We start from the raw sequence: 17,941 nt of genomic DNA, 5'->3' as shown, positions 1-17,941 counted from the left end.
AAAAAGGTCAAGTAGACGGAACTGTCCCCAACAAAATTCATTATGCCTACTGATTGGGAGTGCTAGCTAACCCGCAAATGCTATACAATGGATGCATGAGAGAGGGATAATTGCGTTTGTCAAATATTACCATTAGCGAAATAACCTCTTGTGAATTACTTAAATGTCCATCATAAACACGTAACAGGCAGCTTTAAAAAACTAAGAAGCTAGATTAGAATTTAGGATTTTTATATTTAGTTTACAGTAAATTGAGAAGCGCTCGTGCTGGAAACATCCATCATGCCTTCTTTAGCGCACATGCCAGTTGAGTATATTCAATAACTTGTCGATAGGTAGTACTTTCATGGGTGTCGCCATCTATATATTATGAGGTGTTCCTTATTTGTAATAAATTTACAATGAAAAATATATAAGTTGCAACAACTGTAAATTAAACCTATCACAATGGGCATACTGGATTTTACCGAGAGAGTGAAAGCTATTGAATTTATATCTACTAGACACTTAATCCTTAAATCATTTTTCGCAAGAATATGAATCAAATACAAAGTGTAATATTAACGAAGTTGATCATCAAGGGCGTTTGACAGTACAACGGTGACGATCAACTATCAATTAGACCCGTCTACCAGTTAGCGCAATATAAAAATGAATGCCAAATAAGATAGATATATATATTGGATCCCCGGTTGTCCACGTATCGGAGCGAGTATGCCTGCAATACATTGTAACACTCTTGGAAGCCTTACAGGTCAACGCTGTTTTGTTGGCAAACTTTCACATTAAATCGGTGCAGGTCGATTTGATAATTGGACTTGAAAATAGGCTTATCGTTGTTGAGATTAAAGGTGGCCATTTGGAGTTACAAGGTGATTACAACGGTAATTGGCAAATAAAAACACCAACCGGCGAGTGGAAACCGACTCGCAATTATTACGAGCAGGCCCTCACTGCAAAGCATGTTGTCAGAGATGCTTTAACTTTGATTACGCATCATAACATTGGCTACCCAGAAGCTCTTTTGCTTTTTTCGCCTCAGCTGAACAAAAACTCTAAGATTGTCAGTGGCGACCACAAAGTCAGTGTTAAAAATCTCCAAGACATAAAAGATTTTACCCCTTTTAAAAAAAACTTTGGCTCAACTTTGGAAAGTTGTCGTCAGTTGGCCGATAGGCTTAGTTTAGAAGCTGTTGAAGGTGTAAACTGGGCAATTAGTCCTGCTTATAAGCAGATTGAACAACAGCTTAGGAATTACGGAAAATTATATCGTTTATCCTATAGCGAAAATTTAGACAGTTTTATAGATTTCCAGTTTCGCTACAAAGAGGAAAATCTATCAATAAGTCAAATTAACTCAATTCACTTCTTTCAACATAACTTGCATATTGTTGGCCCATCTGGATGTGGAAAGTCAATGTTAGCACAAAAAATGGGCGAAATTGCGCTAAATTTTCGAATAATACCGATTTATTTACAGGCTTTACACTTCGAACGTCAGTTAGGTCCGATGATAGATGAGGAAGTTAAGTTGCTTGGCTATAACTCTGCGGCTAATTTGCTGAAAGACCGAGAACAATTAAACTATGATATTGTCCTAATACTTGACGGTATCAACGAATGTTCTGCTGTTCAACGGGCACAGCTAGTCCGCTGTGTGAAAATCATGTGTGAACGATTCCTAATCCGCACAATGATAATTAGTCAAGAGAATGATCCCCTCATCGCATCACTAAAATGCAATGTTTTCGAAGTTCAGTTGCCAAATCACGAATTGAAGAAAAAAATTGCTGGTAATGTAGTTGACCATGATACCTTAACATTGATCGAGCCGCTTCTTGAGATCGTTGAAACTGGCCTGGAGGCTCGTGTTGCGGGTGAACTGGGAAAAGAAGGGGCTAGTGCATTAAGCCGGTTCGGGTTATTCGACCTTTTTACTCGAAAAAAACTAGGTGGAAATTCAGCCGACGGAATCCTGGCATTAGACACACTTGCTGCCTACTTATTTGATCAATTAGCGTCTAGTACAACTGAACGCATTGTTGAGCGAGTTTTCTTGGAGGCGGGAATAAATAGTTCGATCATTGATGAATTAATAGATTCTGGCATACTTCGCCGCTATACAGACCGCTTAAGTTTTAGGCACGAAATTTTTTTAAATAATTATATTGCGGAAAGCATCGTGCGATTTTCTAAGAATCAACGTGATGCTGTTTTAAAAGCACTTTCCTCGCCAGTTAATTTCAATCGTAAAACACTGATTCTCGGTGCTGTAGATGACACTCAAATTTTGGCTCTAATACTTCTTGAGGTTGTTGATAAAGAACTGATTGCAGCTTGCTTTTTAGGTGAGTGCGGGAGATTTGCGCAACAATGGGTGAAAAATCAATTCATTTCAATATTTGATGGAATTAAAAATGAAATTAATGACTTTGAATTTGACGAAAAAAACAAAGGGTTATGGAACACAAAAATTAAACAAGAAACATTAACTTCTTGGAATCAGAGTAATTTAGCATTTATAGAGGCAGTTCCAATACTCTTTGAGAATGGGTATTTCTTTAACGATGTTTGGCCCTTGTTATCTCAACTTGACCAGCGGAATCTTGATGCACTGCCTACAATGTTCACTACTGAAATGAAAGGGCGAGATAAGCAGGATGTGATTGACGGTATTTTCGCTTGTATGTACCTTTCTTTGACCGGAAGTCCAGCTTTGGCTATTACACGGATTGTAAAGGTTCTGCACAATTTTCACTCATTTAACAACAACAAAAAATTTCTAATTCCTATCCGAGAATATTTGCGCAAAGAACCTACTCAGTCTTTCGGGCAAATTTATATCGCAACTTCTTTTTTTAAGTTAGGCGAAGATACCAAATTACTCTATCCCTACATTTTTTCAATTCTGAGTCAAAAATGGTGGGTAGCACCATACCACTTGAAACTAGATATATGCTGGTCTGTCGGTTATTGTTGGAGCAATGAATTGCAACGACTTGAACTGATCGATGCCGTTAACGAACTTGCCTCACATTACAGCTCCTTGCCCACAACTATCTTTGAGGCTTTACAAGCGTTAGGAGCGACAGAAGCTGACGAGGTAAACTATGAGCAAGTTACAAAAAAAGAAATTGAAAACTGCTTAGCTAACCTTGATGATGCGGAATACTGGCCGATGGCATATGCTGTTTATTACAAACAATTTGATCATCCTTACGGCAAATCTTATAGAATTCAACTTGATTCGCTTGAAGAGAGTGAGCTAAAAGCCATATTATTGATGGCTTTAAAAGGTAGTACTTATGACATTTTCGCCAGTGGTTTGGTGTCCAAGTTGAGTACGTTCGGCACAGTGAATGATTGCTTTTATTTGGAGAAGTTTAGAATGCCACCCGAAGAGCTTAATGGTTTCGCGCAAGAGCGGTCAGACCTTTTTTTCATTACACATGTAGTCATGGGTCAAATGGGCTATCAAATTACTAGTCTATTAGGGACATATGAAAGTGAGTTAGCAAACACCCTATCTGGAATTGCCGAGTGTGTATATAACCTTAATTCAATTAATTTGAATATAGTCGAACGTGTAAAAAGATGCCAAATAGCAATTAACTTTCTAAAAAGAGGTGATTCAAAGTATGTGGTCGACGGAATTTATTGGGCTGATTGGGCGATTAGGAGTTATAAACTGAACGATTCGACGAATGCATATCTACAGTTAGGGCTACCTGAAATGACCGCATTCTTTTGTCGCAAAGCCCTTAGTAATCCTGGGATTCAAAAGTCCATATTATTTAGTTGGGATGCACCTGAGGAAATTTTGCAACATGCGATCTATATGCTAGAATCAATTGGCGAAATTACCGATATAGCACGACTAAAAGAGTTTGTCAATCATCCAAAGTTGGGCAGATTGGCTATTGAGGCAATACAAAAGCTCGAACGTGTTAATACTTTTATGTAATTTTATGAATATTCAAATTGATTTTGTATTCCTTAGTCGATGAAGCACTTTTTTACCAAACCGCTGACTATTATTCCACGATTGATAAATATTGGGGGAATACCCTATTAACACCATAAGATTTTGCTCCCCTATTCGTTCAACCAGTGAAGATCTTGGTATTTGTAAAGCCCTATATAATTTAAATGTGTAGAAATTAAATAATCCTAATTCTAACTAATACATTAATCAGGCACTTTTTCATCAGCGGCATAGGTTGTAAAAATTATCAAATTTATTTTGCAATTTATTTTAATAATTAATTGCATTTGATTCCGGCTCCGTCCAAAAACCAGGCCAGCGCGAGGCTAAATCTTGCCCTATAATTTTCGTCTGTAATGTGGCCAGTTGTCAACCTGCTTAATCAGTATATTCGACGGTAAATCAGAGAAATGCTCTTCTACATAAACCTTAAAAACCTGAACCGTTTCCAGGTTGTACCATTCCATTGCGGTAAGGCAAAGCTCCGGCCAATTCTTAATGTGCAGCATAAAACTATACATTTGCACGTAAGGGGGAGCATCCTCAAAAGCACCGTCAATTAGTTCTTGATATAACGCTTTATCAAGCGTATTTTGCAGTTCTGTCATCAGGTCATAGGTAATCACATGCTTCGTTCCCCACTTAATGAGCTCAGCCATATTAGGTAGCTTTTTATCTTCAAAGAAAACGTATAAGTAATCTATGAACTCTACTTCCATAGCCTCACAAATGTCCCGGCTGAAGTAGGCGTACAACTTCCTGAAAGCTTCAAGGGAGAAGTCATCCTCCAGCTTACCAATGACGAACCTGATTACATCTTCTTCTTTTTTAGTAGCTAATGCTACATCCGGGCCTTTGGTACTACCATCAGGCAGCATAACTGCGAACCGTGGCTTTGTGAACAGCTCAAAATAATAGCTTTTGAAAAAGATGGTTTTACGCTCATAAGTCACCTGCACATATAGCGGATAAGTTGGCTGCCCATGGAAGTTTACCTCCTTAAGGCGGTCATTGAGGTAAGTTTTAAAACTGACTTTTTTCACTTTTTATAAAAATATTTTTCATGACATTTTGAGGGCTTCTGCTATCCTCCATTTTACTTTGGGTCAAATACCTGCAATTAGATTCAATCGAAGGATATCAAAATGAATGCTGGCTACAGCAAGCAGCAAAAGTTCAAACTTAATCATTTGTTTTGATATATTTTATACTATCAAAACAATGGTGTAAATTAGCTTATAATCAAGGTGGATGCGCCTTTGCACGGAGCAACAGTTGCTAATGTGCTAGGAGAAAAGCAACCCTACTATTTTATTATGCAAGATCACAAAGCTATGAATGATGACGTTAAACGAGTTAATTACAAAAGAAGATTTAAAGGCCTTCAAAGCCGAACTGTTGGAAGAGATGAAGAGCATACTTTCTCCTGTTAAAGCGCAGAGAAAGCAGTGGATCAAAAGTCAGGAAGTGCGCACGCTTTTAGACATTTCGCCCGGCACCCTGCAAAACCTGCGGGTAAACGGCACACTGACTTATACCAAGATCGGAGGTATCCTGTATTATAAGCAGGAAGATATCCAGAAGCTGCTGGACGGAAAGGGAAAGCCATGAGCCAGCTAAGTCCCATCATGGCATTCTATGGCAAAGCGCGGTTTGACGTGCGCCTGTTGCCCACGCATCAGAGCCTGTACCTGGCCCTGTTTTTTTTATGGCGGCAGAGCGGCAGTGCGGACCTGTTTACCATCAGCCGCAGGGAGCTGATGCCATTGGCCAGGTTGCAGTCTGTTGCCACTTATCACAAGTGCATCCGAGAGCTTAAAGCTTTCGGCTACATCGAGTACCAGCCGACTTACAACTACTATAAAGGCAGTCAGGTCAGTCTGCTATTAGGTGAGGAAAGGTGTGTTGATGTGGAGTAATAGTTATTTATATATCCATGTAGCTATGTATCTACTAGCAATGAGCAGACCCATCTCCCGGATAAGAAGCACGTTAATATGATGATGGAAAGCAATTCTTCGGTACTTTTTTTCATGGGTTTCCAGGGAGCCGTCCGCCATTTGGCGGCGGCACTCATACCCAAACGCGTCCTTTTCTTCTGGAAGAAAAGGAGCAAGCGGAAGTTGGGCAGAGCCCTACTTTGCTTGCCCTACGCTTCGCTACGGGGGTTTTGCGTATCCTCCGGGGATACTTTAGGGCGTTACTGCCAATCAGGGAAAGGAAAACAGGATACTTCTGGGTATCCTGTATATCAGTATATCGGCACAGCTGTGTAAACAGCTCATCAGTTTAAAAAGATTTACAATGGAAGACATCAATGTAAGATCAGTGAGATACCCTATTTTAGTTGATCAGAAGTTTGAAAAGATAGCCGTTAAACTTGGCCGCACGAAGCGCCAGGTCTTTATCCAGATGGTAGACTATTTTTACAAAAGCAAGAAAGACCCAATAGACTTGAATGATGAACTCCTCAAGAATGCACTGATAAAGAACCACCAGCAGTATATCGGCTTTATCAAAAGTCAGGAAAACATGCTGCTCATCCCTATCAAAACAGAAATGGACAGGGTGTCCGTCTCACAAGGAAAGATCATCGAACGCTTTAATACCCAAATAATCAAAGCTAATACCGACCTGCTGAATAACCAAAATATCCATGATCAAAAGCTTACTGCAATAGGAGTAAACATGGAAGCAGTACAGAAAGCGCTTAAAAGCAAAGAAGCCCTTAAGTCGCAGTTCCTATATATCCTGGACAGCTATATCAAGTCCCGCGATGCGTTTGGGATGATGACATCGGCCAGGGATAAAGAAGAACTGATCACAGCTACAAAAGCGCAGATCGGTTTATTATAATGGTTATTGAATTTCTTACTGTAGGGGTTACGGGGCAAAATGTTTATCAATATCACGGACAACAAGGAAGCTGCCAATAAAGGCAGCAGCGGCGGGCTGGTGCATTACCTCGAAAAGGAGAACCGGCTTGATTTTAAAGGGCAGCAGCCGGAATACTGGTTCAATGGACAAGGGCTCAGGATCGAACCTTACGAGGTCAAAGCAAAGATCGATGGTAATGTTGCCAAGCTGGGCAGAGACGATGCCAAGTTCTTCCTGGTCAATATTAGTCCTAGCCAGAAAGAGATTGCTTTTCTGATTGAGCAGTACGGTGAGGATGGTGCCAGGGAGCAAATGAAAGGGTTTGCCATTAGGGTGATGGATGCCTACGCGCAGAACTTCAACCGGGGCGGGGTTAACAGCCATGATGACCTGGTATGGTTCGCCAAGCTGGAAAACCATCGTTATTACAGCTACAAAGACCCGGAGGTGGGGCAAGGGTTGAAACAGCGCGGTGAACGAAAGGAAGGCGAACAAATGCATGTTCAGGTCATTGTCAGCCGTAAGGATGCCACGAATAAGATAAAGCTTAGCCCGATGAACACCTCCCGGGGAAAGAACGCGGAGCACTCCAGGAAGATGGGCCAGTTTGACCGGGTGGCTTTCAAGCAGAGCGGTGAGACACTTTTTGATAGTTTGTTTTCGTTCGACCGGCAGCTTAAAGACACCATGGCCTATGCCAATGTACAGAAGAACGGCGACCTGGCGGAGCGGGAGCAGGTGGGCGTATTAAATTCAGGTGCGTCGCAGAATAAAGAGGGTAGGTCGGACGCAAGCGAACTTGCCGAGGGTGTTGCTGAAGGGTTGTTGAAGGCTACCGGCGACATGCTGGCAACAGTAGGCAAGACAGCGGCTAGTTTTATAGAGGCAACGCTGGAACCGCTGTACATGCCGGGGGCGAATATCGTTCCTGATCATGACGACGGGCAAAGGAAAAAAAGAAAGAAAAAGTCCCTAGGGCAGCAGTACAGGCGTTAACTACGTAGCTATATAGCTACAGAGCAGCATAGCGCTATAGCGACAGGGCAGTATAGCTAAGCGTCACCCTGGGCTGGACCTGCGGGAAGCAAAAACAGGCAAGGACCAGCCAGCGGTAGCTGGTTGCCCTGCCTTATTACCAAAGCATATATTACACAAGTTGCATATTTTTGAGTTATACAATATTACAAGAAGGGTTATCATCATGGAAGTCGTACTGGACCAGCAGCAAAAGCCGCAAGGCGTTTTCTTAACGCTATTGGAGTGGGAACAGTTGCGCCATGGAATCAACAAGGCCAGTGAGCATTACAAGCTTATGGACAAACTTAGTGAAAAGGATATCTTTGCGATGGACGACCAAGAGTTCAAAGCCCACCTGGAACCAGTAATTACGGAAGCCGTACAAGCTTCACTTGACCAGGGGCTGTACTTTTCCTATTCCGCTGGTATTAAAGAAGACCCTGCCATGTTCATCCATGAATATAAAGATGGCAAAAGGGTGCTCATCAGGGTTGATGCAGCTAACGGTAGGGAAGAATATATCAAAGACCTGCAAAGCATGCTGCATTTCATGGTAAGTGAAAAGTAGGCAATAAAGAAGGGTCCGGGGCCAAAGACTCCACTGCGTCCGGCGCTAAGCACGCCGATCTCCGTTGCACCTTTAGCCTCGGACCAGAAGGCAGCCGTAAAATTTGCTACGCTCATAATACCGCTGCTTTGTTGTGAAAAAAATAGCAAAGCTGATTTACTGAAGTGGTCGCCGGAGTCGCTTAGCCCTAACAGGATTCGTAGGCGACTGTTGCATATTTCTAGAGTAGGAACCGGTTCGTGGCCGGAATCTTGACGTTATTGCAGGATTTACAGGCTGGTCTACATTAATCTTAACGGTTAGTTCCCGGCCTTCAAGTTCAAGCCCGTCCAAAGCGGCACTGGCCTTAACGGCACCCTCATCGGTAAGCATTTCGACAAAGGCATAGCCCTTGCAAATCCGGGTCTTTTTGTCGCGAACAATTTTAATCGTGGAGATGTCGCCAGATGGCGCAATCATTTGAGCCAGTTCAAGCTCAGTGCTTTCAAGGGGAAAGCCACTGACAAATAGCTTGACCATAGTATAACTTTATTTAGAATTTCTAAGTAGTTCAACCTTTTCGCGTTCGCTGGCTAAAAGGCGCTCTAATAGTTCTACTTTCTCATCGTATAGTTCGACAATTTTATCAATCGGGTTGAAAGTACAATGATGCCTGAAGTCGCCTGTGCTGCTATCATGGAAGCTATTAAAGTAATTAAATACAGCTTCCTCGCTAAAATTTTTAACGGCATCGGCTGGTACACCCAAAGCTTTTGCGATTTTATCTAGCACCTCATCCTCTATCTTTTCACTTTTCTCAATGTTGGAAACGGTTTGCTGGGTAACGCCCAAGTCGATTGCCAATGCTTCCTGCTTGATCCCTTTAAGTTCCCTGATACGTGCAATTTTGCGTCCGATGTGTAGTGTCTCTGCCATGATGGGTCAAATGTATAAATAAGTAAACAATGTGAAAAGGAGCTTAAGTTACACTGTAGCCTGTTTATGTAAATATAGCCATTAAAGCGTGTTTTGTAAAGCACAAATCGTTGCTTGTTATTCATAAAGGCTTGTTTGTATACTACAATGCACCTTTGTGATATACCACCGTTTCTCTGTTCAACTTTGTTTCAGCCGGTCAATGCAGGCCGCTGGTAAATGGCAAAGCAATGTACATAGGAACTTACGCCCCCTGGGAGAATGCGCCGAAACTGTTAAGGCACGATGAGATGATCAATCCGCTTAAGGTGGTTATCGACTTTTTTGAAATTGATGATATGGAAGGTCATGCCAAACACCTCAAGCAATGGCGTGACTACGCCGTAAGATTGGAGTACTATGTAAACGAGCGTAATGGCCCGGGCATGCTGCTTTACGTCTGGGAGGAACATGTTCGGCTGATGGAAGCCATGTTCCTGCTCTGGCATGAGCACCGCAATATTGTTTACAGGTATAAGCCGCCGACCGCTGAGCAGTTGGCCGAAGAACGAAGTACCTGGGATTACTTTCCAATGAACCTTGACGATAGCTGGCTGGCTAACCCATACCTGGTTATCCAAAAGTTCTTTGAGACCTACGATCTGGCTGTTTACCGCGATCACCTATATGAATGGCTGCATATGGCATTGACCCGGACGGAAAACCGCGACCCCGATTTGGATGCCGAAGAAGTAATCACAGTGTATGAAAACATCTTGGAGCTGTATGCGGCGGCATGGATTATTTGCCAGCGCAACAGTGACCGTCCGCACCTGAAAAGAAAAAAGGTGGACATATCGGTTCCATCCGGAATTCCTAAGCTGGCCACTAGCGAACCATTGGAACATCTCAATATTGCAGAGCAGGTAAGAGAAGCTTCAGAAATTGAAAACAAGATATTAACTCCGCTTTATCCAAAACCCAGCCCTGCGGGCGCTTTAGGATTGCAGAAGCTAAAGGAGGCCATTTTGGAAGGTTATCCTGCCGTTCAGCTCATCGTGTATTTAGGTTGCCACGCCGAGCCGTTTACCTACTACCTGCTGTTACTAATATCTGAGGAAGAAAAGACTGAAGAAGGACAATTGTGCAACGCCATAGAAGGGCACCTGCAAAGGCTTGCCCATACTCACATTATCCTGCACAAAGCTTCCAGTGCCAAAACAAGTCTAATAAAGGGAAGCCGGTTTTGGAACATGGCCTTAAGCCAGGGCCACTTAGTCTATCAGTCTAATAGTTTACAACTTGAGCAAACCGTTACCATCACGAAAGAGGTGCTTGTAGAGCGTGCGCATTTTCATTGGAACTATTGGGGCCAGCAAGGACACGAACTACTCAAAGGAGCAGCATTTTACCATGAGGGCGGCAATTATCGCCAGGCCGCCTTCCTGCTGCATAAAGCTACTGAGACTATACTTAAAGCGGTTATTCAAGCCGTTTTAGGTTACCGCATTCAGATGCACAACATCTCGCGGTTACTACGGCTGACCCTGCTTTTCACGGAAAGCATGAAAGACGTATTCCAGTTAGATACTCCGTCAGGAGTGAAAGACTTCACTTTTCTAAAGAACGCTTATGCACAGGCACACTACAGCAAATCTTTCGATCCTGACCAAGCAACCATTGCCGCCTTGAATGATAAAATAACCCTGCTTTACAGCAAAGCTGAAGCAGTTTATCAGTGCTACCTGCAACAACTTGAGGAAAACTTATAAACAACGATTACCGGCATTTACGACAGTTAGGCAAAGGCAGCATTATTTCTTACGCTGCATTTGCCTAACTGATTTTCTTCTTTATTGCCAGCAATTGCGGAAATTATTTATTGTACACAGTTTCAGCCCGAACCCGCAGGAAGTTTGCCTATATGATTGCGTTACTACAACGTATTTTTACATCACAATTTCATCCAGCCTTATTACTTTATATTTTACATCAAGGTTTGCTGCATTGTCTTCTACGGTATCTTTAAAACCTGCTTTTTTGCGGAGTGCATTTACTCGTTTTGGGTCTTTTATTGGCCATACTATCCACTCGTTCTTTTGTGTAGCTTTCAAAGTACGCATACTCATTTGGCTACCGTATACCTGCTCTTGGTTGTTATTCATCAGGTAGCGGTCAAGCAGCATGGCGTATAGACGGAAAGTCAATTCATGTGCCTCAGCAGCTTTTTTAATTACTGGGATATAATTATCAATCTTTTTACTATGCTGTATAACATACCAAGCTGCCTCACTGGTACTATCTCCGACTAGGCTTTTACCTGGATAGCCGTAACGATTAAATATAGCTTCAACAAAAACGGTGTTAGCAGAATCGATATTTTTTTGCAGCTTACTGTAATAATTAATAGCCTGACTGCTGCTTATTCCTAAACTTTTTGTTATGGCAGTGACCTTATCAGGAGTCATTAACCAGGTTAAAGTATCGCGGTACTTTTGGTCTAGAATCATCACGCTATCCAGTTGCTTTTTTAAAGTGGAATTAAAGGGGTTTTGTGCCTGTGCAATGAGGCCGGTAAAGCACAATAAAGTGATGAGTAGGGATTTCATAACAAATAATTTATTTAAAACTAACATCTTAGTTTTAAGATTATTGTTTTGCGGGAATATTGTTACAAATTATAAACAGCTGATATATAATCATGATCATAGACGATAGTCAACAGCTTTTCTTAAGCGTGTTAACTAATTGCATTTTTCCTGGAAGTCGCCTAAAAAAGTACTATATGACTTGGTACTCATTTTGCACCACACTTTTTGATACACCCAGTGTTTTGCCTCTGCTATAAATATGCCTACAAATGAAAGACACCAATCAGCAAGGCAGGCCTCTCCATTTCGTCACGCGCTAACGCGCTATAGTTCGCTACGCGGCCAACTTTGTTTTTAAGTACTATAGGAGTGAAACTCACTGTGTTCGTAGCACACCTGCTATTTGGGACGCAAAAAAAGCTAATGTACCGCTTATGCAAGGGTAGGTACCGCATCAAGACCTCAGTGATTCAATAAAAAAGGTTGCAATGATTTGTTTTTCAGCGGCACTTTTGCATTTAAGACTTCTTAAACCACATTCTCGTAATTTTTCATCTTATCGCAGCCACAAAGGTCAGTTCCATTCAGAACCTGTAAAGGGTATATAAACAGCTCTGTTCGCTACGCTGCCTTCGCTGCCCTTTACAGAACCTGCCTGGAAGCTGCCGAAGTTGTTTAAGCATTAAGATACCGGAATGCTAAGCGTAAACTATGTAATTTAAATTAGTAGCACTGCCGGTTAAATACTACAAAATTCCGGCGATTACTTTATTGCACAGGATTTAAGATTTAATCATCTTAATTTTCCTCATTGGAATGGCAATTAAATTCATTACTTAACGGCCAATATATAAGGATAACATCCAAAGGCTGCACCTCCACTAGTTGTTGCGCTGGAACTGATCTGCGTGTTAAAAATAAGCGCCAAAAGAAAGCACTAATAAAACTGAAGCGGCTAACGAATTACGCGGCCAAAGGCGTTTATGCTGTTTCACACCCTGCTCTTGTTCTAGGTTCGCTCAAACCTTGTCAAACGTATGCAGACGTTCGGCTTCACCCATTAATTCTGAGCCTTGTTCCGTAAAATCCAGGTACCAGGTTTCTATTAAAGCGATTTCTTCTACACTGGCGGTGCCGGCTTTATACTTATTTAAAAGAATCGTGATGTCTTTTTCTTCCATATATAATAGTAAAACAAACTGTAGATATGGAGCGGGGTATTCAGAATTAAAACAAATTTAATTATTTGTTAATGCGTACACATTTTATCGTGCTTTACCTGAAAACATTAACTTAGGTGCAATGAAACCTATCTTAATTTTCCTTGCAGGACTGTGTTTTTTCACTTTATCACAAGCACAAACAATTCAAAAAGATAAATCCGCGGCAAATTCAGCAGTGGTAAGCATCAAACAAACTGATAGCCTTAACCTGGAAATTGAAAAAAAAGAGATCCAGCTCAATCAAAAATTACAGGATGCTACGCAAACGATTAATTATCTAAATTCTGTCATTGGCAGTTTTGGGCAAATATTGACTATCCTCGGCATCTTTATCGCTGTCGTGGCGCTCGCGTTACCGATTATTATGTATCAGTTTGGTATCAAGCCATCACAACGCGCACTCAAAGAACTGGAATCTAATATCGATTCCAGGTTATCGGCCTATCTTAAAGAAACCCGTAACAAAACGATCAATCAGGCCTTGGACGATATGGAACATGGTAATCTGGAAAAGAAAAACCAGGCCATCGCTTATTTATCTATAACTCACCCCGAAGGCTTATCCGATCAGCAACGCTTTAAAATTTATTCCCTTCTTGTAAAAGGTAGTGATCTGCCCGCCGTGAGAACAAACCTCGGGTTCATCCTGGGGACAACTAAAAATGAATATGCCGACCTGATTTTTAAAAACCAGGTTATGCTTAAAGATCCGGTATTAAAAGCTATGGCCTACATGTATTACAGTAAGACCGGTTTTTTGAATTATCGTGAAACGATTGCGGAATTAATTAATTCAGCCGAAAAGCCTATTGAAAAATTTGTCACCTTAATCACCATGCTGGGCCAGCATTCTCATCAGGATGTTCTCACTTTAATAAACGATGAAAAATTACTTGACCTGATCGCTTTAAGTGAAATGGACAATGTTATGCAACACGCCATTTTCGTACTCGAACACCAAAAATTAACAAAAGAGCAAATTGAGCAGTCTTATTTGCAGCAAAAGAGCGATCAGATCGCCAGTGGCAATAGCATACTGTAAGGAAAAAGTAAAACGATGACCCGTTAGTGATCGCTATCAGAAGTTTGGGATTGAACCTCAACTTCTTCGGTCAGCTTTTTCATGGCGCGCAAAGCTGCATTCAGGGTCTTTAAATATTTCAGGTGCTTTCCCTGGGTCTGCGTCTGATGATTAGCGAACTGTATCAGATTAATGTTCATGACCCGCAGTGTAATCACGCTCTCCGTCCAGCTCCAAACTTTCGTATCAGCCGCTGGCCACAGGATATGAGAGGTATTATGTGCTAAGAAAGCGGTGTATTGTTCTGGGGTAACTTCAAATGCATCTAACGCCTGCTCCCGGCTCATCAGCCCGCGCTCCTCCGCATGGCGCACGCTGGCGCACTGCCGTTCCAGCTCATAATCAGCGTCAGCGAACAGTTCCTCACCGATATAAGCACTTTCCGTAAGACGATATTTATTGAGAGACATATTTGTTAAAGTTAGTCATTTCCGATTCATTTGTCAAGTCGATCTGTCCATGCCATGAACTTGCCTTCAATACCGACTTCATATAGCTTATCCTTGCCCAATACTCTAAGGGAAACGGCTGATCCACAAAATTGTTGTAATGGTCATCATAGTAACCCTGAATCACCGAGAATCGTTCAGTTGTAAGCTCACGCTTCGCCCGCGCCAATATCTTATCCACCTCGTCACGCCGGGTTGCCTTAAAACCAACCCTTGCCCATACATAGCCGCCGTCTTCCAGCGTCGCATGAACCAAGATCTTCCGTATATTCATCGCCACATAAAGGTCGAACCAAGACTTCAATATTTTTATTCCCGTACCCTGATGCCGGTGCTGTTCCGGTATGGTGAAATAATCATGGTGAACAACAACCCCCTGTTCCGTGCAACGGAAAGTACGGGAAAGACAAACGCCTGTTTTTTCAACGAAAGCATCCTTTGAGCCAAAGTAAAAATTAATGTGTGGTGGCGGGTCAGTAAGCGTCCATTTGCGTGTAATCGCTGTAATAGCCATCGGCCCTAATAGCGCATCGGCCTGGGCTGACACCTCGGTAGGGTTAAAGCCGGGGAAATTCTTTTCAAGGAAAGCTTTAACATCAAGCCCATTTTCGACTTTAACTACAAAACCAGGTATTTCCATCAATAGTGAAACAGGATGAATAAAGAAACAAAGATGCCTAATTTCACACATATTACCACCGAAAGCCATAACTTTAAAACCGGGTGCTGGCAAACCACCGTGGCCACCGACCTCAAAGGCAAAACCGTCGGCATCATGGCTTAGGCCGGGTAGGCCAAAAGTTAGCCCCCTATGCCAAAGCATTCGACATGAAAGTGATCGCTTGGAGTGAATACCTAGCCACCGAAAAAGCCGCCGAACACGGCGCTGTACTCGTAATTAAAAAAAGCTCCTAAAATGGTCGGACTTCGTAACACTGCACCTCGTATTGAGTGACGGCTCCCGCAACACCATCGGTCAAGCCGAACTGGCACTCGTGAAATCATCCGCCTATCTTATCAATACCTCACTTGGCCCGCTCGTTAATGAAACCGCATTAATCGAAACCTTAAGAACAAGAAAATCGCTGGCGTAGCATTAGACGTTTATGATACCGAACCGCTACCAGCCGATTACCCTCTGCGAAAGCTGGATACTATATTGGCCACACCACACGTAGGCTACGTTACGGAAGATATTTACCGAGTGTTTTATGGTGATACGGTCAAGGTAATTGAGGAACTGTTGCGTGAAAGATTGACTTTGATTTATGGAAATGACTTTATCTAACATCTTTAATGATGTAGCCTTTTTTATCTAAGTCTTTTGTGAATTTCTCCTTAAATCCAAAATGACTTAAAGCGGTCGACACAGCTTGTAACACATCCTCATCCTTAATTTTATACTCCGGCATCCATTCTTGGATATAGCCTAGATATCGTTCTAAGAGCAAATAGGTTTCCTTTTGAGTATCACTGGCATCGTCTTTAACGTAAGCTTGCAGGTGATCGAACTTAGCTATGATTGATAACAACGCTTTTTTATTACCAGCATCCTCTGTAAAACGGGCCATCGTATGATAAGCGATTGCTTTGACGATATTAATTACATAAGCATTAAGCTTACCATTTCTAAATAAATACTCGAAAACGTCCAACTCATATTGCAAGGGTACTTGGCTTTTAATATAAATCAACTCCTGTGTCGTCCCGTGCCCAAACGGGTAAACGCTTGATGTTATCTCGCTATCTGTTAAAGTGATAAACTTTTGAAAAAGCGAAACCAAGTAAGAACCATTTCTTTGAAGGAGGTGCACCACCGTATTTCGGGTATTTTTTGAACTGACTATTTCAGCGTTAAGAACTCCAAAAAACAGTGCTATTTCCTTATATAAAAAAAGCTTTTTATAAGTAAATACCAGTTCAAAGATGTTGTTGAGTTCATAATAAGTGGAACCAACAAAAAAACTGTTCTTGTCGGTCGGAAAACGCTCACCTTTAGGATAGTCGTATTTGACCGCTGGAAAATAAACGTCGATTACTAACGTCCACCATTTACGCAAAGTACTGATAATGGTTTCGCTTACTCCGTCTTCATTAAATTGTAGCGCTTTTAAAAAGAATTCTTTCATAACTACCATGAAGAGAATACCATCGTAATGATGGTCGGACTGTTGAGTCGGATTAAAATCTTTAAAATTCCGTATGTAAAATTCTTCTAATTCAAGCTGAAAATGAATGATCATCAGAGCCGCATTTTCGTTTCGCTCTTTAATAGCAACTGGGAATAGATTCCGGGTAAGCTCGTTGAGTTTATGGTAAAACTTGTCAGGATGAATTTCCTGTTGGACCGGGTAATCAGCATGCATTTTTTTCAAATGATCTAGGCAACCTTTCTTTATGGATACGATAGTTGTGCGGTCAAAATCTTTTATCGCCGCGGTACCGATTTCTATCAACAACGTAATGGGGTCGCGTTGCAGGTGTGCGTTCTCATTACCGTCTTTCCATAAGATATTGACGTGATAACTGATAGACCAATCCCCGTTAAACTGGCTGATCAATTGCCGGATATTGTCACGGTTTTGAGAAGAACGCAACAATAAAATCAACGTAGGTATGATTGATAAAACCAGAACTACCGAAACTATAATGGAAAAAATAAATAAACTATCACCATAGGCATCCCTCGCAGCACCTTCTTTTAAATAACCGCAGGTATAAATCAGTAACATCATATCCCCGATAAAAAGGGTGAAAATGAACTTGATGTACTTGCTAGTAAAAAACTGCACAAATGCGAACCGCCCAAAGTATTTATAGAACACATTGAACGAGAGTACGATAAAGGAAAATACGATACCAACAAAGATGCTGACCGTTCGTAGGGTATTCTCAGAAATATATAACTCTGTTGCTAAGCTGGGAATTGCAAAATAGTAACCGGATTTATTTAGGGTAGTATTAAGAATAGTAACAACAAAAGCTAAACTTAAAAGCACCCAATAATTTAGAAAAATAAATTCCTTAACCCGCCATTGGTGATTCAATCGAAATTGCATGCGGTAGAATTGTCTTATAAAAAAACGCCAAACCAATAATGGCAACCAAATTAATCCCTTAATGATTTTATTTTTTAGAGGTTCATTTGGTTCAGTGTTTTCCTCACTTTTCATTCAGTGATCATTTAGGATTATGCTATAAACATACAGAAAACAATACAAATAATGTGAAGTAGCAATTTCCCAAATCTTTCTAA

Annotated in this window: 17 protein-coding genes and 1 pseudogene; 10 read left to right on the top strand and 8 right to left on the bottom strand. The window is 41.5% G+C overall.

Annotated features, from left to right (window positions below; translation table 11 throughout):
- Window positions 1–739 precede the first annotated feature (739 nt).
- The gene (locus HH214_RS21395; protein ID WP_169610991.1) at window positions 740–3,964 is read left to right on the top strand and encodes an NACHT domain-containing protein; all 3,225 of its coding nucleotides are present in this window, start codon (window positions 740–742) and stop codon (window positions 3,962–3,964) included.
- Between the two features lie 359 nt (window positions 3,965–4,323).
- Here the strand turns inward: HH214_RS21395 and HH214_RS21390 are convergent, their stop codons facing one another.
- Window positions 4,324–5,028, bottom strand: a complete 705-nt coding sequence (locus HH214_RS21390) for a hypothetical protein (protein WP_169610990.1) — start codon at window positions 5,026–5,028, stop codon at window positions 4,324–4,326.
- A gap of 298 nt (window positions 5,029–5,326) precedes the next feature.
- Between HH214_RS21390 and HH214_RS21385 the strand changes: the two genes are divergently transcribed.
- From HH214_RS21385 to HH214_RS21365, 5 genes are all read left to right on the top strand, one after another.
- Complete coding sequence (locus HH214_RS21385) at window positions 5,327–5,596, top strand: helix-turn-helix domain-containing protein (protein ID WP_169611251.1); 270 nt, start codon at window positions 5,327–5,329, stop codon at window positions 5,594–5,596.
- Window positions 5,597–5,613: 17 nt separating this feature from the next.
- Entirely contained in the window at window positions 5,614–5,904 is a 291-nt protein-coding gene (locus HH214_RS21380; RefSeq protein ID WP_169610989.1) for a hypothetical protein, read from the top strand.
- A 385-nt stretch (window positions 5,905–6,289) separates the two neighbouring features.
- The gene (locus HH214_RS21375; RefSeq protein ID WP_169610988.1) at window positions 6,290–6,841 is read left to right on the top strand and encodes a BfmA/BtgA family mobilization protein; all 552 of its coding nucleotides are present in this window, start codon (window positions 6,290–6,292) and stop codon (window positions 6,839–6,841) included.
- A 39-nt stretch (window positions 6,842–6,880) separates the two neighbouring features.
- Window positions 6,881–7,858 carry a DUF5712 family protein gene (locus HH214_RS21370; protein WP_169610987.1) on the top strand — a complete coding sequence of 326 codons (978 nt, stop codon included), beginning with the start codon at window positions 6,881–6,883 and terminating at the stop codon, window positions 7,856–7,858.
- A gap of 205 nt (window positions 7,859–8,063) precedes the next feature.
- Window positions 8,064–8,447: a hypothetical protein gene (locus HH214_RS21365; RefSeq protein ID WP_169610986.1), complete on the top strand. Its 384-nt coding sequence runs from the start codon at window positions 8,064–8,066 to the stop codon at window positions 8,445–8,447.
- 156 nt (window positions 8,448–8,603) lie between these two features.
- On the opposite strand, the gene HH214_RS21360 is transcribed toward HH214_RS21365, so the two are convergent.
- Entirely contained in the window at window positions 8,604–8,966 is a 363-nt protein-coding gene (locus HH214_RS21360; protein ID WP_169610985.1) for an RNA recognition motif domain-containing protein, read from the bottom strand.
- 9 nt (window positions 8,967–8,975) lie between these two features.
- The gene (locus tag HH214_RS21355; RefSeq protein ID WP_169610984.1) at window positions 8,976–9,362 is read right to left on the bottom strand and encodes a helix-turn-helix domain-containing protein; all 387 of its coding nucleotides are present in this window, start codon (window positions 9,360–9,362) and stop codon (window positions 8,976–8,978) included.
- Between the two features lie 230 nt (window positions 9,363–9,592).
- Between HH214_RS21355 and HH214_RS21350 the strand changes: the two genes are divergently transcribed.
- Entirely contained in the window at window positions 9,593–11,113 is a 1,521-nt protein-coding gene (locus HH214_RS21350; RefSeq protein WP_169610983.1) for a HEPN domain-containing protein, read from the top strand.
- Window positions 11,114–11,290: 177 nt separating this feature from the next.
- Here HH214_RS21350 and HH214_RS21345 read toward each other — a convergent pair whose 3' ends face one another.
- Together HH214_RS21345 and HH214_RS21340 are read right to left on the bottom strand one after the other, a co-directional pair.
- A complete protein-coding gene (locus HH214_RS21345) occupies window positions 11,291–11,950 on the bottom strand; it encodes a DUF6624 domain-containing protein (RefSeq protein ID WP_169610982.1) in 660 nt (219 codons plus the stop codon).
- Between the two features lie 1,001 nt (window positions 11,951–12,951).
- Entirely contained in the window at window positions 12,952–13,113 is a 162-nt protein-coding gene (locus HH214_RS21340; protein ID WP_169610981.1) for a hypothetical protein, read from the bottom strand.
- A gap of 121 nt (window positions 13,114–13,234) precedes the next feature.
- On the opposite strand from HH214_RS21340, the gene HH214_RS21335 reads away from it, so the two are divergent.
- The gene (locus HH214_RS21335; RefSeq protein WP_169610980.1) at window positions 13,235–14,197 is read left to right on the top strand and encodes a hypothetical protein; all 963 of its coding nucleotides are present in this window, start codon (window positions 13,235–13,237) and stop codon (window positions 14,195–14,197) included.
- 23 nt (window positions 14,198–14,220) lie between these two features.
- On the opposite strand, the gene HH214_RS21330 is transcribed toward HH214_RS21335, so the two are convergent.
- Together HH214_RS21330 and HH214_RS21325 are read right to left on the bottom strand one after the other, a co-directional pair.
- Window positions 14,221–14,646 carry a hypothetical protein gene (locus tag HH214_RS21330; protein ID WP_169610979.1) on the bottom strand — a complete coding sequence of 142 codons (426 nt, stop codon included), beginning with the start codon at window positions 14,644–14,646 and terminating at the stop codon, window positions 14,221–14,223.
- Window positions 14,633–15,394 carry a hypothetical protein gene (locus HH214_RS21325; protein ID WP_169610978.1) on the bottom strand — a complete coding sequence of 254 codons (762 nt, stop codon included), beginning with the start codon at window positions 15,392–15,394 and terminating at the stop codon, window positions 14,633–14,635. The genes HH214_RS21330 and HH214_RS21325 overlap by 14 nt, the downstream gene beginning before the upstream one ends.
- A gap of 14 nt (window positions 15,395–15,408) precedes the next feature.
- On the opposite strand from HH214_RS21325, the gene HH214_RS21320 reads away from it, so the two are divergent.
- On the top strand, window positions 15,409–15,600 hold the full coding sequence (locus HH214_RS21320) for an NAD(P)-dependent oxidoreductase (RefSeq protein ID WP_169610977.1): 192 nt from the start codon (window positions 15,409–15,411) through the stop codon (window positions 15,598–15,600).
- Window positions 15,601–15,632: 32 nt separating this feature from the next.
- Window positions 15,633–15,973 (top strand): annotated as a pseudogene (locus HH214_RS22365) (NAD(P)-dependent oxidoreductase).
- Here HH214_RS22365 and HH214_RS21305 read toward each other — a convergent pair.
- A complete protein-coding gene (locus HH214_RS21305) occupies window positions 15,966–17,858 on the bottom strand; it encodes a hypothetical protein (protein WP_169610976.1) in 1,893 nt (630 codons plus the stop codon). The pseudogene HH214_RS22365 and the gene HH214_RS21305 sit on opposite strands and share 8 nt — an antisense overlap.
- Window positions 17,859–17,941 lie beyond the last annotated feature (83 nt).

The sequence above is a fragment of the Mucilaginibacter robiniae genome (assembly GCF_012849215.1).
In the GTDB taxonomy this organism is placed as follows: Bacteria; Bacteroidota; Bacteroidia; order Sphingobacteriales; family Sphingobacteriaceae; genus Mucilaginibacter; species Mucilaginibacter robiniae.
This window is presented reverse-complemented; position numbering and strand designations above follow the sequence as displayed.

Coding starts and splice junctions, on each gene's coding strand:
- HH214_RS21370 (WP_169610987.1), top strand. CDS start 6,881: ATGTTTATCAATATCACGGACAACAAGGAAGCTGCCAATAAAGGCAGC.
- HH214_RS21380 (WP_169610989.1), top strand. CDS start 5,614: ATGGCATTCTATGGCAAAGCGCGGTTTGACGTGCGCCTGTTGCCCACG.
- HH214_RS21360 (WP_169610985.1), bottom strand. CDS start 8,966: ATGGTCAAGCTATTTGTCAGTGGCTTTCCCCTTGAAAGCACTGAGCTT.
- HH214_RS21345 (WP_169610982.1), bottom strand. CDS start 11,950: ATGAAATCCCTACTCATCACTTTATTGTGCTTTACCGGCCTCATTGCA.
- HH214_RS21350 (WP_169610983.1), top strand. CDS start 9,593: ATGTACATAGGAACTTACGCCCCCTGGGAGAATGCGCCGAAACTGTTA.
- HH214_RS21375 (WP_169610988.1), top strand. CDS start 6,290: ATGGAAGACATCAATGTAAGATCAGTGAGATACCCTATTTTAGTTGAT.
- HH214_RS21305 (WP_169610976.1), bottom strand. CDS start 17,858: ATGAAAAGTGAGGAAAACACTGAACCAAATGAACCTCTAAAAAATAAA.
- HH214_RS21325 (WP_169610978.1), bottom strand. CDS start 15,394: ATGGCTTTCGGTGGTAATATGTGTGAAATTAGGCATCTTTGTTTCTTT.
- HH214_RS21385 (WP_169611251.1), top strand. CDS start 5,327: ATGACGTTAAACGAGTTAATTACAAAAGAAGATTTAAAGGCCTTCAAA.
- HH214_RS21365 (WP_169610986.1), top strand. CDS start 8,064: ATGGAAGTCGTACTGGACCAGCAGCAAAAGCCGCAAGGCGTTTTCTTA.
- HH214_RS21335 (WP_169610980.1), top strand. CDS start 13,235: ATGAAACCTATCTTAATTTTCCTTGCAGGACTGTGTTTTTTCACTTTA.
- HH214_RS21340 (WP_169610981.1), bottom strand. CDS start 13,113: ATGGAAGAAAAAGACATCACGATTCTTTTAAATAAGTATAAAGCCGGC.
- HH214_RS21330 (WP_169610979.1), bottom strand. CDS start 14,646: ATGTCTCTCAATAAATATCGTCTTACGGAAAGTGCTTATATCGGTGAG.
- HH214_RS21355 (WP_169610984.1), bottom strand. CDS start 9,362: ATGGCAGAGACACTACACATCGGACGCAAAATTGCACGTATCAGGGAA.